The organism is Natronococcus occultus SP4 (assembly GCF_000328685.1).
Lineage (GTDB): Archaea > Halobacteriota > Halobacteria > Halobacteriales > Natrialbaceae > Natronococcus > Natronococcus occultus.
This window is the reverse complement of record NC_019974.1, coordinates 3,618,591-3,636,781: the sequence shown is the minus strand read 5'-3', so window position 1 is coordinate 3,636,781 and position 18,191 is coordinate 3,618,591. Positions and strand designations below refer to the sequence as shown.

17 protein-coding genes are annotated in these 18,191 nt (G+C 66.2%); 7 read left to right on the top strand and 10 right to left on the bottom strand.

Translation table 11 applies throughout. The features are described from left to right. Positions 1-154: 154 nt before the first annotated feature. Complete coding sequence (locus NATOC_RS17690; RefSeq protein WP_015322852.1) at positions 155-1,489, top strand: metallophosphoesterase; 1,335 nt, start codon at positions 155-157, stop codon at positions 1,487-1,489. A gap of 3 nt (positions 1,490-1,492) precedes the next feature. Here NATOC_RS17690 and NATOC_RS17685 read toward each other — a convergent pair whose 3' ends face one another. Further along, a complete protein-coding gene (locus tag NATOC_RS17685; RefSeq protein WP_015322851.1) occupies positions 1,493-2,920 on the bottom strand; it encodes a sodium-dependent transporter in 1,428 nt (475 codons plus the stop codon). A 277-nt stretch (positions 2,921-3,197) separates the two neighbouring features. On the opposite strand from NATOC_RS17685, the gene NATOC_RS17680 reads away from it, so the two are divergent. After that, on the top strand, positions 3,198-4,949 hold the full coding sequence (locus tag NATOC_RS17680) for a C69 family dipeptidase (RefSeq protein ID WP_049888840.1): 1,752 nt from the start codon (positions 3,198-3,200) through the stop codon (positions 4,947-4,949). 74 nt (positions 4,950-5,023) lie between these two features. On the opposite strand, the gene NATOC_RS17675 is transcribed toward NATOC_RS17680, so the two are convergent. From NATOC_RS17675 to NATOC_RS17665, 3 genes are all read right to left on the bottom strand, one after another. Beyond that, positions 5,024-5,818, bottom strand: a complete 795-nt coding sequence (locus NATOC_RS17675) for a YihY/virulence factor BrkB family protein (RefSeq protein WP_015322849.1) — start codon at positions 5,816-5,818, stop codon at positions 5,024-5,026. 153 nt (positions 5,819-5,971) lie between these two features. Next, positions 5,972-6,373: a hypothetical protein gene (locus tag NATOC_RS17670; RefSeq protein ID WP_015322848.1), complete on the bottom strand. Its 402-nt coding sequence runs from the start codon at positions 6,371-6,373 to the stop codon at positions 5,972-5,974. Further along, positions 6,370-7,251: a ParA family protein gene (locus NATOC_RS17665; RefSeq protein WP_015322847.1), complete on the bottom strand. Its 882-nt coding sequence runs from the start codon at positions 7,249-7,251 to the stop codon at positions 6,370-6,372. Before NATOC_RS17665 ends, NATOC_RS17670 begins: the two co-directional genes overlap by 4 nt. Before the next feature lie 243 nt (positions 7,252-7,494). Between NATOC_RS17665 and NATOC_RS17660 the strand changes: the two genes are divergently transcribed. Then, complete coding sequence (locus NATOC_RS17660) at positions 7,495-8,091, top strand: GNAT family N-acetyltransferase (protein ID WP_015322846.1); 597 nt, start codon at positions 7,495-7,497, stop codon at positions 8,089-8,091. Between the two features lie 3 nt (positions 8,092-8,094). Here the strand turns inward: NATOC_RS17660 and NATOC_RS17655 are convergent, their stop codons facing one another. Further along, positions 8,095-8,508: a helix-turn-helix domain-containing protein gene (locus NATOC_RS17655; RefSeq protein ID WP_049888839.1), complete on the bottom strand. Its 414-nt coding sequence runs from the start codon at positions 8,506-8,508 to the stop codon at positions 8,095-8,097. 370 nt (positions 8,509-8,878) lie between these two features. Here NATOC_RS17655 and NATOC_RS17650 point away from each other — a divergent pair, with 370 nt between their 5' ends. After that, positions 8,879-9,304, top strand: a complete 426-nt coding sequence (locus tag NATOC_RS17650; RefSeq protein ID WP_049888838.1) for an OsmC family protein — start codon at positions 8,879-8,881, stop codon at positions 9,302-9,304. An 18-nt stretch (positions 9,305-9,322) separates the two neighbouring features. Here the strand turns inward: NATOC_RS17650 and NATOC_RS17645 are convergent, their stop codons facing one another. Together NATOC_RS17645 and NATOC_RS17640 are read right to left on the bottom strand one after the other, a co-directional pair. Next, positions 9,323-10,477 (bottom strand): MBL fold metallo-hydrolase, encoded by a 1,155-nt coding sequence (locus NATOC_RS17645; RefSeq protein WP_015322843.1) that lies wholly within the window; start codon positions 10,475-10,477, stop codon positions 9,323-9,325. 129 nt (positions 10,478-10,606) lie between these two features. Beyond that, the gene (locus NATOC_RS17640) at positions 10,607-12,622 is read right to left on the bottom strand and encodes a heavy metal translocating P-type ATPase (RefSeq protein WP_015322842.1); all 2,016 of its coding nucleotides are present in this window, start codon (positions 12,620-12,622) and stop codon (positions 10,607-10,609) included. Between the two features lie 457 nt (positions 12,623-13,079). Between NATOC_RS17640 and NATOC_RS17635 the strand changes: the two genes are divergently transcribed. The 3 genes from NATOC_RS17635 (at position 13,080) to hemH (ending at position 15,993) form a co-directional block, all read left to right on the top strand. Further along, complete coding sequence (locus NATOC_RS17635) at positions 13,080-13,565, top strand: thioredoxin family protein (RefSeq protein ID WP_015322840.1); 486 nt, start codon at positions 13,080-13,082, stop codon at positions 13,563-13,565. Further along, a complete protein-coding gene (gene hemG / locus NATOC_RS17630; protein WP_015322839.1) occupies positions 13,562-14,842 on the top strand; it encodes a protoporphyrinogen oxidase in 1,281 nt (426 codons plus the stop codon). Before NATOC_RS17635 ends, hemG begins: the two co-directional genes overlap by 4 nt. A gap of 89 nt (positions 14,843-14,931) precedes the next feature. Continuing rightward, the gene (gene hemH / locus NATOC_RS17625) at positions 14,932-15,993 is read left to right on the top strand and encodes a ferrochelatase (protein ID WP_015322838.1); all 1,062 of its coding nucleotides are present in this window, start codon (positions 14,932-14,934) and stop codon (positions 15,991-15,993) included. Between the two features lie 25 nt (positions 15,994-16,018). Here the strand turns inward: hemH and hemE are convergent, their stop codons facing one another. The 3 genes from hemE to NATOC_RS17610 all read right to left on the bottom strand — a co-directional run bounded on the left by hemE (position 16,019) and on the right by NATOC_RS17610 (position 18,176). Continuing rightward, a complete protein-coding gene (gene hemE / locus NATOC_RS17620) occupies positions 16,019-17,032 on the bottom strand; it encodes a uroporphyrinogen decarboxylase (protein ID WP_015322837.1) in 1,014 nt (337 codons plus the stop codon). Positions 17,033-17,157: 125 nt separating this feature from the next. Further along, positions 17,158-17,592 carry a YeeE/YedE family protein gene (locus NATOC_RS17615; protein WP_049888967.1) on the bottom strand — a complete coding sequence of 145 codons (435 nt, stop codon included), beginning with the start codon at positions 17,590-17,592 and terminating at the stop codon, positions 17,158-17,160. A 26-nt stretch (positions 17,593-17,618) separates the two neighbouring features. Then, complete coding sequence (locus tag NATOC_RS17610) at positions 17,619-18,176, bottom strand: YeeE/YedE family protein (RefSeq protein ID WP_015322835.1); 558 nt, start codon at positions 18,174-18,176, stop codon at positions 17,619-17,621. Between the last annotated feature and the right edge of the window lie 15 nt (positions 18,177-18,191).

Sequence of the window (18,191 nt, the reverse complement as noted above, 5' to 3'; positions counted from 1 at the left end):
TATCGGTATCCAAGGATTTCAAACGTTGATGGGAGTACAAAGTTATATTATCGAGTGATTCTCGGAAATCAGCGAGGGGTGCTCTGCGCAGGCTCGAGGACGCTGTCGCAGCTAAAGAAAACACCTTTTGAGGTGGCCCAAAACTGTGGGGACGATGGCCACCGACACCGATGATCGGGTCTACTACGTTATTAGCGACCTCCACATCGGCGGCGACGAACAGCTCGAGCACGTCGAGTTCCTTGACGAGCTGCTCGAGTTCCTCGAGCGTCTCGAGGAGACCGACGAGGACGCCGAACTGATTATCAACGGCGACGCCTTCGGCCTCTGGGAGTTTACCACGGTCGAGGGGATCGAGAAGTTCGACGTCCTCGAACGGACGTATCCGGAGCTGTTCGAGCAGCTCCGGGCGACCGGCGAGAACGTTCGGATTACGCTGCTGCCGGGCAACCACGACCACGAGCTCGCGGCCTACGACGAGTACGTCGAGCGCTTCGCCGAGTACAACGTCGAGCTGACCCAGGAGAAGTGGATCTCCAGAGAGATCGGCGAGCAGGCGATCCACTTCGAGCACGGGCACCAGCACGACGCCAACAACCGGATCGAGGACTGGGGGAACCCCCACGCGACGCCGCTTGGCTACTACTACAACACCCTCGTCACGAGCCGAGCGGGCCAGCTCTCCGATCGGGGGCGGTACAACTGGATGAAGGACGTCCAGGCGGTGACACCGACCGAACGGATGCCCATCTGGCTCCTCTCGAAGTACTTCTACCGGGAGATGAACCCGCTGTTGCGGTACTCGATCGTCCCGTTCCTGTTGTTGTTCAACATCAGCCTCCTGCTCGCGGTGCTCGCGGGGCTGGATCTCGCGGGAATCTGGTCGATGCCCGTCGATCGCACCGAGGCGTTTCTCGGGCAGTTCGGCACGGCCGGAACCGCGGCGTGGTTCTTCCTCGCGCTGATCGTCGCCGTCGGCGGCCTCCTCCTGCTCGTCGGGATCCCGCTGTACTTCATCCGCCGGGATCTCAGGAAGACCATCGACCGGTTCGGCGTCTTCGAGACCGAACTCACTGTCGATCCCCAACAGCCCTACGAGGAGGCGGCCCGCGAGATCTTCTCCGAACAGCCGGAGACGACGATCTTCTGTTACGGCCACACTCACCGTCCGGGGATCCGCGAGGTCGACGGCGGACTGTTGGTCAACACCGGGACCTGGCTCAAGCGACTCCACCGACGGGACGGGATCATCGGGATCCTCCCACCGGTGTTTTATCCCTCTTACCAGCTTCCGGCCGTCCGCATCTCGGCCGAGGAAGGGGGCGTCGCCGTCGAGTACGAACGGATGACGAAACCGAGCCCGGCCTCCGAGGAGCTGACTCGCACCGAGCGGTTCTTTACCGTCGGCCGGGAACCCGAACCGGATCTGCCCGACCGATACGTCGTCGAACCGCCACGGCAGAAACAGGTCGCGGAGACGACAGAATAACCGTCAGTCCGCGCTCTCGGTCGGGCGACTGTGGCTTCCGGAGTGGGAACGGCGGGCCAGGAGGACGAACGGAACTATCGTCACCAGCGTCGCGACCAGCAGTAGCTCCGTCCCCACGGAGAGCCCGACCAGGACCGAGACGTCGGCGTAGAACGTAAAGAGCAGAAACGCCGGGAAGACGGTCCCGATCGCGTACCGCCATGGAACCACGAGCGGGCTCGAGATCGGTCCCGCACCGTTACGGAGCTCCTCGACCGCTTCCGGTCCGAGGACCCAGGCGGTGTAGACCATGAACCCGGTTAGTCCGAGCACCAGGAGCAGATCGACGAGATGGTCAGCGAACAGGGTAAACACGGCGGGACTGAACGCGTTTACACCGCCGGTAACCGCGACCAGGGCGAACAGTCCGCGAGTCGCGGTCGAGCGCTCGAGGTCGAACTCGTCGACCAGGAAGGAAACCGGGATCTCGAGCATGCTGATCAGGCTCGTGAGGGCGGCCAGCAGGACGACCAGGAAGAAGATGGCTCCGAGGACGCGACCGCCGGGCAGGCTCGCGAACGCGCCGGCGATCCCGACGAACAGGGCGCCGGGGCCGCCCTCCGTCGGACCCGCAGCGAACGAGAACAACAACGGGAACAACACGAGCCCGGCCAGAATTCCGACACCGAGGTTGAGCACGGCGATGGCCGAGGCGTCGAGGGGAAGCGAGCGGTCGTCGTCGACGTAAGAGGCGTAGGTGATCATCGTCCCGCCGCCGATCGAGAGGGTAAACAGCGCCTGGCCGGCTGCCGATCCGAGCACCGACAGGAAGTTCTCCGCGAGGTAGGCGCCGTCGAACCCGAGGTAGAACTCGTACCCCTGTGTGGCTGCGGGCTGCTGGGCTGCCCAGACCGCAAGCGCGGCGAGGAGGACGACGATCCCGGGCAGCATCACCTTCGTCGTCGCCTCGATACCGCGTCTGATCCCTGCGGTGACGATCACCGCAGTGGCCGCCAGCACCGCCAGCTGGTAGCCGAACGCCTCGGGTCCGTAGCTGATCGCCGCGAAGTGAGCGTCCGGATCCGCGAAGTACGCGCCCGTCGCGCTCTCGAGGAAGTATCGGAGGATCCAGCCGCCGACGACGCTGTAGAACGACATGAGCATGATCGCGGTAACGACACAGAGCACGCCGAGTGCGGTCCAGGCGCGCGATCCGGCGAGCGATTTAAATGCCCCGATGGGGTTTCGATTCGACCGGCGACCGATCACGAACGCGGCCAGCAGTCCCGGAACCCCGACGAAGAGAACGATAAGCAGGTACAGGAGGAGAAAGGCGCTCCCGCCGTTTTCCGCGGTCATCCACGGGAACCGCCAGATGTTCCCCAGTCCGATCGCGCTCCCGACCGCGGCCAGAATGAATCCGACGCGGCTCGCCCAGCTCTCACGTGCCATCCTGTCTCAGTCAACCGACTCGGCGCGCATAAGGATTATCGTTAAATCGAGATGAATGATCGTAATGGTTCATCGAAAACCGCGATATTTGCCCCAGCAGACGATTCGTCGCGACTTTGACGAATTCGGTATTAGTGTGTGGTATTTTATGGTTTTCCACCCAGCGGGCTGGGGTTCGGGAATTCCAACAGGTTCGAAACCGTTATGTTCTGTCTAATCTATCAGTGCTAACTATTATCGAACGCTTCGCCGAACGTACCCGACGGAGTGACAGTACGTGGCTAAGAACCGACTTTCGAGACGCGGCTTCGGAGCACTGGGCGTGAGCGCGGCGCTGTTCGCCGGCGCTGGGCGGGGAGCCGACGGGCTCGGCACTGACACGGGCCTCACGGATCCGAGCGATCCCCACTCGCTCGACGGGAAGAGCATCGGCTTCTACGTCGGCAGCGACCTCACCGAGGACGGATCGACGCTGCTGGGCGGGTTCGGCCACGAGCCCTCGAGCCACTGGCTCGAGATCGTTTCCCGCCAGGACCACGCCGAGGACGCGACCGTGACCGTCGGCGTCACCGAGGACGCGGACATCCCCGGCGAGCTGACCGAGATTCCGCAGGCCTCGGAGACGAACAAGTACGTCGCCTCGATGTACTCGGAATGGGCGGGGTTTCCGCCGCCGCTGACCAACGGCGGGCTCAACGAGCACGGCGTCGCCGCCAGGGATATCTGGTCACCCTCGCGGCCGGAGCTCGTCGAGCTGGCCGAGGAGCAGGCCCCCCAGACGGGTCCGCAGTACTCCGACCTCGCGAAGGCGGCGATGGAGCGGGCCTCGAGCGCCCGGGAGGCCGTCGAGGTCGTCGGCGGGCTGATGGACGAACACGGCTACTCGACCTACGGCGGGAACTCCCATCTGTTCGCCGACGAGGACGAGGGGTGGGTGTTCATCAACTTCGCCCACCCCGACGGCGACCTCTGGGCGGCCGAACGGCTTGGCGCCGACGAGGTCCGGGTGTCGTACTTCGGGTATATCCGCGAGTTCCCCGTCGACCACGAGGACGATCCGGACTTCATCGGTTCGGATCGGCTGGTCGACTTCGCGGAAGAACGGGGCTGGTGGGACGGCGAGGGTGACACCCTGGACCTGTTCGAAGTCTACGGCCTGGGGGAGTTCCCCGCCGAGGCCGACGAGTACGACACGCCGGAGTTCTACCAGGACGCACGGTATCCGCCCGCCCGCGAGGAGGAACTCCGGGAGCTGGCCCCGGTCAGCCTCGAGGACATGCTCGCGCTGGTGCGGGATCCCCGCTGGGCGACCGACCACGCGGGCTACGGCCAGGTCGCCCACCTGCGGCCCGACACCCGCGAGGAGCTCCAGACGCTGTGGACCGCCGTCACGAGCGCCGCGACGACGCCGTACGTTCCGATTCCCGTCGGCGTCGAGGAGGTCCCCCCGGAGTTCCGCCAACACCGGTATCTCACCACGAACTCGGCCGCGAACTTCCTCGACGAGGAGTGGAAGCTCCAGGAGGCCACTCGGTACGCGACCCGGGAGTTCAAACGCCTGCTGTACTTCACCTCCGCCGACCCCGCGGCGTTCTACGCCGACGTGGTGGGTGCCATCGAGGGCTTCGAGCAGGAAGTCCTCGCGGAACGGGACGCCGTCGAGGCGAGGGCCCGGACGCTGTTCGAGGCCGGCGAGGACGGCGCGGCCTGCGAGTTGCTCACCGAGGACACCTCGCGACGGCTGCTCGAGAGCCTGCGACTCGGAACGACGCTGGCGATGGACGTCGAGGCCGCCCTCCGCGAGCGTATCGAGATCCCGAAGCCCGAGGGCCGTCCCGAACCGGGCGAGACGACGCCCCCGACCAGCCAGTCGATGGACGAGGGGCCCGACACCGAGAAGGTCCACGTCTACAGCGCGGACCTCCACGCCGACTATCCGCGAGAACACGGGATCTACACCGACGAATCCGACGGCGTTCCGGGGGCTCGCTCGACCCCGGCGCCAACACTCGAGCGCCGGGACGAGTAGCTCGCGGCTCGGGCGGCTATGATCTCCGAACACCGACTCGGAACGGCTGTACGCCACGCCGGGATCTCCCGGGCTCAGGCCGAAGCCGTTCGCTCGAGGTCCTGTTCGAGGACCGCATTGACGACCGCTCCGAGAAGAAGGAGGGTACTGGCGAAGTACAACCACGTGAGAAACAGTAAGACACCGCCGATGAATCCGTACGCCTCGAACCCGGCGGCGTATCTCCTGTACAGCTGGAACCCGGCCTGGAGAACCAGCCACCCGAGGGAAACGACGACCGTCCCCGGCAGCGCTGCGGCGAGACTCATCTGTTGTGGCGGCATGACGTAGTAGACCGGGAGAAACACGATCGCGAGTCCGACCACCAGGACGGTCCAGCCGACGATATCGACGTACGGGAGATCGACGATGGTCGGCTGACTGATGAACGTTCCAGCGCCGATCATGAGCGTGACACTGACGCCAACCAGCCCCAACACGACGAGCCCGTCGAGAACTTGCCGCGTGAACGGCGTTTCCACGTCTGCCGCGTAGACCTGATCGAACGCCATATCGATCGCCCGAACGACCTTGACCGCCGACCACGCCAACCCGAGCACGCCCACGACCGACGCGCCGACCTGGCCCGACTGGTCTTCGAGCGTCTGGCTCACGATCTCGCGGCCGGACGCCGAGAGATGCTCTTCGACCGTCGCGATGATTCGCTCGGCGAACGCTTCCTCGCCGACGAACGATCCGATCGCCAGCGTTAGCAGTAGCAACGGGATGATCGAAAAGAACGCGTAGTACGCGATGCTGGAGGCGTAGAACGTGATGTGTTCGTCGCTCGCTCGCGCGACGATCGTTCGGATACTGTCAAGACGGCTCATAGAAGGCATACAGGAGGGGTCGAAAAATCGCTGGACGTGGACGCTGCAAGCCAGACCGCCGAAGAGGACTGCTCCCAGCTCTCGAAATCCGCGTTCCCCCTCTCTCAAAACTACCGACGGGATCCGCAGCCGTCGGGACGGCCCGATACGACGCTACTCCTCCCGACGGGCCTCGAGGACGAGTTCGGCGATCCGTTCGGGCTCCTCGGTCGCCAGTCGAAGCACCGCGTCGTGGATCTCACGGGTCTCCTCGTCGACGACGTCCTCGCGGGCCAGCTCGGGTGCGATCGTCGTTCGCAGCTTCTTCTCGAAGGCGTCCCAGCTCTCGCCGCGGGCGTACAGCGGCCGCTGGCGAACCGCGTCGTACTCGAAGGCGGGACCGCTCTCGGCGGGCGAGGACGCCGTCGACTCGATCGAACCCGCGCCCGCGTCCTCGGGGGCCGCGGATCCGGTCGCCTCCTCGTCGACGGACGCCGCTCCGTCTTCGCCCGCGCCGTCCTCAGTGTTCGGCGACTCGGCAGTCTCGGCCTCGAGGTCGTCGAACGGGTTGCTCACCGCTGGACACCTCCGCTCGCGACGATCTCGGCGAGTTCCTCGTAGGGGGCGATCTGATCCGAGTCGGGCGCGTAGTCCTGCAGGGGCTGTTCGTGGCTCAGCGATCGGGACAGCGCCGCCCGGTGGCGAATGCCCGGCTTCGGGGGCTCGAGCTCGCCGGCGTCGATCCGGTCGAACTCCGCCTCGGTGATCCGGGCGAACTCGGGGACGACCTCCGGCAGCGGCTGGCCGGGGTTGACCTCGTGTTCGGCCGTGTTCAGGCTCTCGAGCAGCTCCCGGTCCTCGGTGCGCTGGTCGATTCGGTCCTCGAGTTTGTTCGGGACGATCGCGAGGACGTCGACGTCGATGTACTCGCGAGCGGGCTCGATCAGCCGCTCCATCGTCCGCTTGTAGCCGCCGATGGCGCTCGAGCCGGGCTCGATCGGGGTCACGACGTTGCCCGTCGCGACCAGGGCGTTGTTGTTGAGCATCCCTGGGTAGGCCGGACAGTCGAAGATGACATAGTCGTAGACCTCGCCCAGCAGGGGGTCGACGATCTTTGATTTGACGCGGGCCGATCCCTGCATCGCGCCCGCCAGCTCGGTCTCGACGTCCTCGAGGGCGTCCGAGGACGGCAGCAGGTCGAACCCCGACTCCGTCTCGCGGATGATGTCCCCGGGCGTAGCCGTTCCCTCGAGGATGACGTCGCCGAGGTCAGTCTCGGCGTGGTAGGCGTCCTCGAACCCGAGGCCGTTCGTCGCGTGACCGTTGGGATCCAGATCGACGAAGAGTGTCGATCCGCGCTCGGCCAGCTGGCGCGCGAGGTTGATCGAAGTCGTCGACTTTCCGACACCGCCTTTCAGAATTACGACGCTTACAGCGCGTGGCTCGTCTGTCATAGTGTCTCCATCCACTGAACGGTAGGTCCCTATTCTTGTGTGAACGTCACTCTCAGCGGATACTGGAGACAGCCGACGAGACCCACATAACGCTGCCGACTTCGATACAATAGCTCACATAGCTGCAATAGGTGTAGTAGCTCAGCTACCTATTGTGTCCGGATCGCGGAGCTCGAGCCGGCTCCGGGGAGTCGATCCGAGGACTCGCAAACCCTTTTGGGAACTGCTGGCCTAGGTCCGTACATGTACGTCCGAGACGCCAAAAACAGGGAGGAAGTCTGGCTGCTCGACCACATCGAGTCGATGGGGCTCGACGACACGGCGTTTCGCTCCCGAGACTACGTGGTCGCGGTCGACGAGGTCTCCGGCGAGAAGGCGGGGTTCGGACGGATTCGGATCCATCGGACCGACGCCGAGGAAGACGGTCCCGACGCGGTCTGTGAACTGACCAGCATCGGCGTCCTCGAGGGGTGGCGCGGCCAGGGCGTCGGCGCACACGTCGTCGAACGTCTTCTCGAGTACGCCGGCGACGAGGGGTTCGACACAGTCTATGCGCTCACCGGGGAGAGCGCCTACCTCGCACAGTTCGGCTTCCGTCGGACCGACGCCGAACAGCTGCCCGCTCCGCTCGAGAAGCGCCACGCCGAGAAACGCGAGCGAACCGACCCCGACGCGGTGCCGCTGGCGATCGAGATCGATCGGTTCCGGATGCCCGAGCGGCTCCGGGAGGCGTTCAAGCAAGCGACCGAACAGCCCGAGGACGACGGTGACGACGAGAGCGCCGAAGACTTCGGCATCGATCCGGAGACGGCGACCTACAAGTACAACACGGGTCGGTGAGAGTTAGGCTCGCGTGTTCTCGACCGTCGGCGTCCCGTCCTCGACGCCCTCGTACTTGTCCTCGAACTCCTGGATGAGCTGGCCCATCTTCGCGTACCAGTCGTTTAACATCCGCTGCATGTCGTTTGCGATCTGGGACGGATCGGTCGGGTAGTAGACGTGGTAGTAGCCGCCCTGGTCGTAGTTGACCTGTTCTTTCTGGATGAACCCGCTCTGGAGCAGCCGCTGGATCGACCGGTAGGCCGTCGAGCGCTCGCGGTCGACCTGCTCGGCGACCTCGTCGATCGTCAGCGGGTCCTCGCTTTCGACCAGTACCCGGAAACAGTCCTTGTCGAGCTGCTTGAGACCGTGGATACACTCGAGCAGGCCCTCGCACTGCATGTCCTGCTGGAGTTGCTCTGCCATCGAGTTTGCCATTACTGGTTTGGGGTAGGAGCCGAGCCGGTATAAGGGTTGTGCGAATATTGTACAAAAACGATGCGCCGCCCGGCGCGCTGTCTGCCGTCGGAGTTCGGCGGCAGGCGCCGGGACGTTTGATTGTTATCGACTGATTTCGGCCCACGAGAGGGACCGAACGGGTCTCGAGCGCGACTGGCGTTCCCGTTCATCGAGAGCAGTCGTCGCGATGGGCAAGCCGGAGACAGTTCCCATCCGAGCGCGAAGCGTCCAGCACGCCGACGCCCAGCGATGCGCCGAGCCCGTCCGGGACGGTCTCGAGCAGTCGGTCTCCGGGATTGTGGAACCTAGACAATACTTACTGGGCGGCAGGGCGAACCGTCTCTTACTCATGACACCATCGAACGAACCGACGACGTACGAACTGACTGGCGAACGGCTCAGCCCGGGACGCACGCGGATCGACACCGGCGACGCCGAGTTCGTCGTCGGCAAGGACGTCAACCCCGTCGAGTACTTCCTGGGCGCGGTCCTGGGCTGTCTGAACTCGACTGCGACGATGGTCGCCCGGGATATGGGGCTGTCTATCGACGAGATGGAGCTTCGGGTCGAGGGCGACGTCGACTACGCCAGCTACCGCGGCGAGCCCACCGACGCTCGTTCCGGACTTCAGGAGCTCACGGTCACGATTGCGGTGGAGGCGGACGCAGACGACGAGACACTCGAATCCTGGCTCGAAGCCGTCGAGGACCGCTGTCCGGTCACCGACAATGTGGAAAACGAGACGCCACTCGAGATCGCCGTCGAGTCGATCTGACGCGGTTCCGAACGACCGCTAGGCCGCGCAGTTGTTCGGCCCGAGTTCGAGCTCCGTCGCCTCCGACTCGTCGTCGACGGGGTCTCTGCCCGTGTTGATCTCGATGACTCGCTCGTAGTTCGGGGGCTTGTCGGGCGCGTTCTCGGTCAGCCGCTCCACGAACTCGTCTTTGCTCAGCCCGAGGAGTTCGAGTTCGTCGTGCAGCGTTCCGAGCCGTTCGGCTATCGGCTCGCCGGGCGAACGGACCTCGTAGCGGTTGTCCGCCGAGACCGAGACGTGGCCTGGACAGATCAGCGTCTCGTCGGGGAGCTCGAGGACGGTGTCGTGGAGCGTCTCGTAGAGCAGTTCGGCGCCCCTCGAGGCGCCTTCCGTCTCGTCGTCGCCGAACTGGAGCTCCGTTCGGCCCACCGACTCGACGAACAGTGTATCGCCAGTCAGCAACGCCTCGTCCTCGACGAGGACGTTCACCATATCGGACGTGTGTCCCGGCGCGTACAGCGTCTCGAGTTCGACGTCGCCGACGTCGATCGTCTCGCCGTCCGCGAGCGGTTCGAACTCGTCGGCGACGTCGCGATCGGCGGCGTGTTCGCCGAGGTGGTAGGGGACGTCGAGCTCGTCGGCCAGCTGGCGGCCGCCGGAGATGTGATCGGCGTGGACGTGCGTATCAAGGACGCGCTCGATGGTGAGGTTCGCCTCCTCGGCGACGATCTTGAACTGGTCGGTCTGGCGGGTCGGGTCGACGACGGCGGCCGATCCCGAGGATTTCGAGCCGACGACGTAGCTGAGACAGCCCTTCGACCGTCGCTGTAGCTGGACCACGACGAGGTCGTCGCTCCCGGTCTCCATCGGAACGACCTCGTATACCTTGCTCCAGTCTTCCATCCCACCCTTGACGACGGAGACGTCGTCGTAGCCCGCCTGTTGCAGCTCGAACGCGAACGGCGTCGACGTCAGCCCCTTGCCACAGATCGCGACGAGCGAGTCGCCGTCACCGTCGCCGATGCGCTCGAGCTGATCGTCCGTGAGCGAGTCGCCGGGACCGAACGGAACGTTCTCGGCGCCGTGGATACGCCACCCCTCGTAACTGTCCTCGGGACGTGTGTCGATGAGCGTGAACGACTCGCCGGAGTCGAGCAGGTCGGCGAGCTCGTTCGGGGACATTTGGGTCACCATTGGAATCGCCTCACACTACCGTCCGACGGGCGGGCGGATAGCTTTCATCCCTGCACGGCCGTTCCGGCGACGGTCGGCTCGCGCCGTGGACGGTCCGCTTGCGTCCTCACCGGTCGTCAGGATCGCCGGTCATCCATCGAACCGGAGCAGCCGGAGCCCGATCAGGCTGACCAGCACGGTCGAGCCCTCGTGGCCGACCACGGCGAGTGGCAGCGGGATCCCGGCCGTGAGGATCGCGGTCACCATGATCGCGATCGCACCGAACGCGATGGCGAAGTTGATATACAGCGTTCGTCGCGTCTCCTTGCTGAGCGCGAACGCGTAGGGCAGCCGATCGAGCCTGTCCGACATGAGCACGATGTCGGCCGTCTCGAGGGCCACATCGGTTCCCGCGCCACCCATCCCGACGCTGATGTCCGCCGTCGCGAGCGCGGGCGCGTCGTTGACGCCGTCGCCGACCATCGCGACGGCCTCGTGGCGCTGCTGGAGCGCCTCGATGTGGTCGACTTTCTCCTCGGGGAGCAGCTCCGCGTACACCTCGTCGATCCCGAGCTCCTCGGCGATGTAGTGGGCGACCCGTTCGTTGTCGCCCGTGAGCATGACGATCTGCTCGACGCCGCGCTCGCGGAGCCGTTCGATGGTCTCGGCCGCGTCGGCCCGGATCGTATCGCTAAAGCCGAGCCAGCCGAGGACGCGGAGCTGCTCGTCGGCTTCCTCGACGACGAGGACGCTCGTCTTCCCGTCGGCTTCCAGCTCGCGGACGGCGTCGAGGCCGTCCTCGAGACCCGCGATCGATCGTCCCTCCAGCTCGGTCCGGACGTACCGGGGGTTCCCGATGTGGAGCGTGCGCTCCTCGACGGTCGCGCGGACGCCCTTGCCAACGACCGCTTCGAACCCGGTCGCGGCGGGGATCTCGAGACCCCGCTGTTCGGCGGCATCGACGGTCGCCTCGGCCAGGTGGTGTTCGGACCGCGACTGGACGGCGGCCGCAAGCGCCAGCAGTCCGTCCTCGGAGCCCGCGTCGAACCCGCTCGCGGCCGTTACAACGTCGCCCGAGCCGCCGTCGGTGGCCGCGCCTTCGCGAGCGTCCACGTCGGTCAGCCGGGTGTTGCCCTCCGTCAGGGTCCCGGTCTTGTCGAAGGCGACGGCGTCGACGTTACCCGCCGTCTCGATGTGTTCGCCGCCTTTGAACAGGACGCCCTGTCGGCCGCCGGCGGAGATCGCCGAGAGCACCGCCGCCGGCGTCGAGATGATGACAGCACAGGGCGAAGCCGCGACCATGAGCGTCATCGCGCGGTAGAACGTCGAGTCGAACGGGTGATCCAGCAGTGCGGTCGGGAGCACGATCGCGAGTGCGGTCAGCGCCAGGACGCTCATCACGTAGGGCTGCTCGAAGCGATCGATGAGCTGCTGGGTCGGTGCCCGCTTCTCCTGGGCCTGCTCGACCATGTTGATGAGTCGAGCAATCGCCGACTCCTGGGCCTCGCGGGTGACCCGCACCTCGAGACTCCCCGTCTCGTTGATCGTCCCGCTGAACACCTCGTCGCCGGGTGCTTTCGAAACCGGTACCGACTCGCCGGTGAGCGAGGACTGATCGACCGTGCTCTCGCCGGACTCGACGACGCCGTCGAGTGGGAGTCGATCGCCGGGACGAACGACGAACACGTCGCCGACCTCGACGTCGTCGATCGGGGTCGTCGTTTCCGTGCCGTCACGGAGGACGCGGGCCGCCTCCGGACGCATCTCGATCAGCGACCTGATCGCGGTTCGCGAGCGGCCGATGGCGTACTCCTCCAGGACGCCCGACAGCGAGAACAGAAACAGCAACATCGCGCCCTCGAACGGAGCGCCGATAAACAGCGCGCCGAGCGCCGCGAGGATCATCAGGAGGTCGATCTCCACTGCGGGCTCCCGGATCGCCGTGACGCTCTCTTTGAGCCCGTACCAGCCGCCGAAGACGTACGCGACCGCGTAGCTACCCCACACGAACGACGCCGGAGCGCCGATCCACCCGCCGAGCAGCCCGCTCACCATCCCGAAAAAGGTGAGAACGACGAACGCCGCCTGCCGTCTGACGACCGGTCGCTCCGCCGGTTCCGCCGACCGGTCTGACGCGGCCGAAACCGCGCTCGAGGACGTCTCCATACTACTACTCGTACCGTCGATCGAATAAGTATTCGTCAGTGGACGACGCACGGCGACGTCCTCGGGATGGGACAGCGTCGGTTTCGAGCGCTCTCACTCTCCGTCCCTCCGGAGCGTCCGTCGTCGTCACTCGAACTCTTCCGTGGCGATGTCGCCGCGGGCGTAGCGTTCGCGGAGTTCCTCGAGCGCCCGGTTCGCGGTCCCCGTTCGGTCGCGTGCGGTCGTCATCTCGCGTGCGGTCGTCATCGGTCGATCACGCTCGAACGTACGGTGTTGTAGACGATAAGCACGGCCACGAGCTCCCTCCGAACCGGAACCGTCGAAGGAAATATCCCGAAGGGGGCTGCTGCCGACGAGCCGAGAACCGATCGCCGATCGAACGTCGGTTACGAGCCTTCCGTATTGTCTGGTTCCCACACAGCCGTTATTCCTGACGAGCGCGTACCGTCGTTCGACGATGCGCGACACTGCTGCCGACGAGCGAGCGCGGATCCGCGAACGGAAGAAACGGGAACTGCAACGGTGCCTCGAGGACGGCGGCGACCCGAGCGAGGACGGAGCCGCGACGTCGGCCGAGCCGATCGCGATCGAGGGGCAGGGACACCTCCGGGACGTCGTCGACAGCCACGACGTCGTGCTGGTCGACTGTTACGCCGACTGGTGTGGCCCCTGCAAGATGCTCGAGCCGACGATCGAGGCGCTGGCCGCCGAAACCGACGCTGCCGTCGCGAAAGTCGACGTCGACGCCCACCAGCGGCTGGCCCAGCAACTCGGCGCTCGGAGCGTCCCCACGCTCGTGCTGTACGCGGACGGCGACCCGGTCGAGCGGCTGCTCGGGGCCCAGGACCGGGCGACCCTCGAATCGCTGATCGAGCGACCGAGTACCACCGCCGATCGCGTGACGATACACCGAAAAGGCTCCGCTCGAAAGGACCACCGATGAAAGTCGGTGTCGTCGGAGCAGGGATTTCGGGGCTCTCGCTCGTCCACGCGCTCGCGAAGCGGGACGTCGACGTGACGGCGTTCGAGGCGCGCGAGACCCCCGGCGGAGTGGTACAGAGCCGACGGGTCGGCGAGCACGTCCTCGAACTCGGCCCCCAGCGGCTTCGACTGACCCCGGGGCTCGAGTCGATCGTCGACGATCTCGGGCTCGGCAACCGACTCGAGTTCGGCGACGACGACCAGCCGATCTACGTCTACCACGACGGCGAGCTGAAGGTGGCGCCGCTGTCGGTCCGGGAGGCGGTGACGACCGACCTGCTCGGTCCGCTGGGCAAGCTCCGGATCCTCCTCGAGCCGCTCACCGACCCGCAGCAACCGGACGAGACCGTCGACGACTTCCTCGTTCGAAAGTTCGGCCAGCAGGCGGCCCGTCGCTACCTCGGCCCGCTGTACAGCGGACTGTACGGAACCGATCCCCGAGACATGCTCGTCGAGTACTCGCTGGGTCGCGTCCTCGAGAAGGCCGGAATCGACGGGAGCGTTCTCCTGTGGGTCGCTCGAAAACTCCGCGAGGGACGGGAGTCGCCGCCGATGTGTACCTTCGAGGACGGCCTCGGCGAGCTGACCGACGGGCTCTACGAGGCCCACGCGGACGCGATCAGCCTCGGGACGCCCGTCGAGGCGATCCGCGAGCGCGAGGACGGGTACGAGCTGCGGACGGCCGACGGGAGCGAGTACGTCGACGACGTCGTCCTGACGACCCCGGCGCCGACGTGTGCGGACCTGCTCGCGCCGATCGACGCCGACCTCGAGGCGACGCTGCGGCGGTTTAACTACAACCCGATCGGGATGGTGTTCCTCGAGTCCTCGTTCGACGGCACCGGGATCGGTACGCTGATCCCACCTGGATCGGACGCACAGATCAGCGGCCTCACCTGGAACGCGAGCTTCCTCGATCGGGACGGGATCTTCACCTGCTACGTCGACCAGCTGGGCTACCCGGCGCTGACCGAGGCCACGGACGAGGAGCTGGGGAAGGTCGGGGCCGCCGAGTTCGAGCGCATCACCGGCGCGCCGGCGACGCCGATCCACGTCCACCGCTGGGAGCCGGGGATGCCGGCGTACGACCGCTCCTGGCGGGCCACCGACGACCTCGCGCTTCCCGACGGGGTCCACCTCTGTACGAACTTCGTCGACCGCCCCGGGATTCCGGGGCGGATCCGGAGCGCCAATCGCCTCGCCGACGAGCTAGCTGGCGAGCCGACACCCGCCGAATAGTGGGTGGTTCGGGCGCGCAAGCGTCGAACGCGGCTGGACCGACTTCCGGCTCCGAAGTACATATACCACCCCCGTCCTAACGGCCGCGCATGGAAACCGCCGTCGTGCTGTTGAACTTCGGTGAACCGGCCGAACCCGACCGCGAGACGGTCCGTGACTACCTCACCCGGATCTTCTTCGACAACGCCGATCTGGAGGAGGCCGACTCCGAGGACGCGGCCTGGGAGCGCTCCCGCGAGCTCGCCGAGCGACGGCTGCCGAGCCTGATGGAGGAGTACGAGGAGATCGGCGGCTCGCCGCTCCAGGAGCAGGCGACGGCCCAGGCCGACGCCCTCGAGGACGCCCTGACCGAGCGGGGCCACGAGGTGTCGGTCTACCACGCAATGCAGTTCATGGAGCCGCTGATCACCGACCTCCCGGCGACGCTGGCCGAGGACGGGATCGACTCGGTGATCGCCGTGCCGATCTACCCGCTGTGTGGCCCCTCGACGACGGTCGCCGCGATCGACTCGCTCGAGGACGCGATCGAGGACCGTGAGGGGTATGACCCCGAGTTCACGGCGATCACGGGCTGGCACCGGGTGCCGGCGTACAACCGGCTCAGAGCCGAGGGGATCCGCGAGTTCGTCGACGAGGAGGGCGTCGACCTCGACGATCCCGACACCGCGTTCGTCTTTTCGGCCCACGGAACCCCGAAGAAGTATCTCGAGGAAGGGAGCCGGTACGACCAGTACGTCGAGGAACACGCCTCGGCGATCGCCGACATGATCGGGATCGACGACTACGAGATCGGCTACCAGAACCACGCCAACCGCGGGATCGAGTGGACCGAGCCCGACACCGAGGACGTCGTCGAGGGCCTCGCGGGCGAGGCGGAACGGGTCGTCGTCGAGCCGATGAGCTTCATGCACGAGCAGTCCGAGACGCTGGTCGAACTCGACGTCGACCTGCAGGAGGACGCCGCCGAGGCCGGCCTCGAGCTCCACCGGGTCCCGGTCCCCCACGACGATCCGCGGTTCGCGACGCTACTTGCCGACACCGTCGAGCCGTTCCTTTCGGGGTTCGAGCCGTCGTACTACCAGCTCCGGCAGTGTGAGTGTCGGTCCGAGCCGGGCACGTACTGTTACAACGCGGGACTGCCGCCCCAGTAGGGCGGTCGACGCGTCGCGACTCTTCTCACTTCCCTCGCGAGACCGATTTCGCCGCCTCGAAGAACGCCTCGACGTTCTCGACGGGAACGTTCCGGTCGACGCCGTGGCCCAGGTTGAGGATGTGGCCCGACTCGCCCGCTGCCGCGATAACGTCTCGGGTTCGCTCCTTGACGGTCTCGGGATCGCCGTACAGCAGGGCGGGATCGAGGTTCCCCTGGATCGCCGCGTCGCCCAGTTCCTCGCGGGCGTCCTCGAGCTCGATCGTCCAGTCCAGGCCGATGACTTCGGCTCCGGTGTCGGCGAGCAGATCGAGGTTGCCGCTGACGTTGCGGACGAAGACGATCGTCGGGACGTCGACGGCGTCGACGATCTCCCGGTGGAGGGGCAGGAGGAAGCGCCGGTAGTCGGCGGGCGAGAGCAGCCCAGCGTAGGTGTCGAACAGCTGGATCGCGTCCGCCCCCGACTCGACCTGGTAGCGGACGTAGTCGACGATCACGTCGGTAAACGCCCGCAGCAGCCGCTCGAACGCCTCCGGGTGCTCCGCACGGAGCCGACGGACGTCCATGAACGTCCGCGAGGGGGTTCCCTCGCAGACGTAGGCCGCGAGCGTGAACGGGCCACCCGTAAAGCCGAGGACGGCCGCCTGCTTGCCGAGCTCGTCGGTCAGTCGCTCGAGCAGCTCGCCGACGTACTGGAGCTCGTCCTCGACGTCGCCACGCTCCCGATGGGTGTCCGCAGGGGACGCGACGGGGTTCTCGACGACCGGGCCGACGCCGGACTCGAGGTGGTAGGAAAAGCCGAGCGGCTCGAGGACGGTGAGAATATCGGAGTACATGACGACCCCGTCGGGTCGGAACCGTTCCCAGGGCTGGAGGGTGATCTCGGTGGCGATCTCCGGGGTCGAGATCGCCTCGAGAAAGGAGTAGTCCTCGCGCAGCTCGCGATACTCCGGGAGGTACCGGCCCGCCTGTCGCATCATCCATACCGGTGGCCGGTCGGTCCGTTCGCCACGGGCCGCCCGGAGAAATCGATCTTCCATAGCCCTCGGTTGGTCGCTCGAGTGCCTAATAGTTGCGAAACCCTCCGAACGAACGCGTTCGGGAACCGAGACGACGCCGAACAATAGTATCGGTACGGGACCCACGGACGAAACGACCGAACCGATCAGTCGGCGCCAGCGGGCGAGGTTTCGGACGCGGTACGCTGGCTGCGCCAGTACCCCTGGACGTAGGCGCCGACGAACATCCCCGCTAGCGCCCACAGGATCGTGACGTTGCCGACGCCGAGGCTGGCGTAGGCCGCGCCGGGACAGATCCCCGACAGCCCCCAGCCGACGCCGAAGATCGCCCCGCCGATCAAAACGTTGCGGTCGAACGACTTCAGCCGTCGACCGTACGTGTCGCCGGTCAGCGGCGCCCGCTCGCGGAGCCGCGGCACGAGCGCGAACGCCAGACCGGTGACGACCGCCGCGCCGCCCATGACAAAGAGCAGTCCGAAGTCCTCGAACTGCAGGAAGTTCAGGACGACCTCCGGACGGGCCATGTGGCTGAACCCGAGCCCGAACCCGAAGAGCAGCCCGCCGACGAAGATCAGCGGCATGAACAGCGGGTGTCGGTCCGCCATGGTTATGGACTCACCCCCAATGCCATCACGACCTGAGCTGTCCCGATCGCGACCGCGAGGAACGTGATCACGCCCACGATCGAGGTCTTCGATGCCGAGCCGACACCACAGACGCCGTGGCCCGAGGTACAGCCCTTGCCGATCCGCGTGCCGATCCCGACGAGGACGCCCCCGAGGAACAGCCGCCAGGGCTGGACGCCGGTCAGCCACAGCGTCAGCCCGCCGACGTCGTACAGCTGGCCGGTCGTTCCCGATTCGTAGAGGCCGCTCGAGACGAGTCCCGACTGGAAGGCAAGCGCGTAGATCACCGCACCGCCGACGATCCCGAGCGTGAACACGACTCGCCAGTCCCGCGAGCCGACGTAGCGCTGGAACCGCGACTCCTCGGAGACGTACGACAGCGTCGACTCGAGGAACGTGCTCGCGCCGGCCGGAATGCCGGTCCCGATGTAGATGACGACGGCGCCGAGGCCGACGAGCAGTCCGCCGACGGCGTACCGACTGATCCCGGCGGGAAACAGGGTCTCGTACAGTGCGGGTGCGATGAGTTCAGCTCCCATTCGGCTGGTCGAGTG

Bases quoted from the DNA above. Each gene is read 5' to 3' on its own strand.
- NATOC_RS17690 (WP_015322852.1), top strand. From the start codon at position 155: ATGGCCACCGACACCGATGATCGGGTCTACTACGTTATTAGCGACCTC.
- NATOC_RS17685 (WP_015322851.1), bottom strand. From the start codon at position 2,920: ATGGCACGTGAGAGCTGGGCGAGCCGCGTCGGATTCATTCTGGCCGCG.
- NATOC_RS17675 (WP_015322849.1), bottom strand. From the start codon at position 5,818: ATGAGCCGTCTTGACAGTATCCGAACGATCGTCGCGCGAGCGAGCGAC.
- NATOC_RS17665 (WP_015322847.1), bottom strand. From the start codon at position 7,251: ATGACAGACGAGCCACGCGCTGTAAGCGTCGTAATTCTGAAAGGCGGT.
- NATOC_RS17660 (WP_015322846.1), top strand. From the start codon at position 7,495: ATGTACGTCCGAGACGCCAAAAACAGGGAGGAAGTCTGGCTGCTCGAC.
- NATOC_RS17655 (WP_049888839.1), bottom strand. From the start codon at position 8,508: ATGGCAAACTCGATGGCAGAGCAACTCCAGCAGGACATGCAGTGCGAG.
- NATOC_RS17650 (WP_049888838.1), top strand. From the start codon at position 8,879: ATGACACCATCGAACGAACCGACGACGTACGAACTGACTGGCGAACGG.
- NATOC_RS17645 (WP_015322843.1), bottom strand. From the start codon at position 10,477: ATGGTGACCCAAATGTCCCCGAACGAGCTCGCCGACCTGCTCGACTCC.
- NATOC_RS17640 (WP_015322842.1), bottom strand. From the start codon at position 12,622: ATGGAGACGTCCTCGAGCGCGGTTTCGGCCGCGTCAGACCGGTCGGCG.
- NATOC_RS17635 (WP_015322840.1), top strand. From the start codon at position 13,080: ATGCGCGACACTGCTGCCGACGAGCGAGCGCGGATCCGCGAACGGAAG.
- hemG (WP_015322839.1), top strand. From the start codon at position 13,562: ATGAAAGTCGGTGTCGTCGGAGCAGGGATTTCGGGGCTCTCGCTCGTC.
- hemH (WP_015322838.1), top strand. From the start codon at position 14,932: ATGGAAACCGCCGTCGTGCTGTTGAACTTCGGTGAACCGGCCGAACCC.
- hemE (WP_015322837.1), bottom strand. From the start codon at position 17,032: ATGGAAGATCGATTTCTCCGGGCGGCCCGTGGCGAACGGACCGACCGG.
- NATOC_RS17615 (WP_049888967.1), bottom strand. From the start codon at position 17,592: ATGCCGCTGATCTTCGTCGGCGGGCTGCTCTTCGGGTTCGGGCTCGGG.
- NATOC_RS17610 (WP_015322835.1), bottom strand. From the start codon at position 18,176: ATGGGAGCTGAACTCATCGCACCCGCACTGTACGAGACCCTGTTTCCC.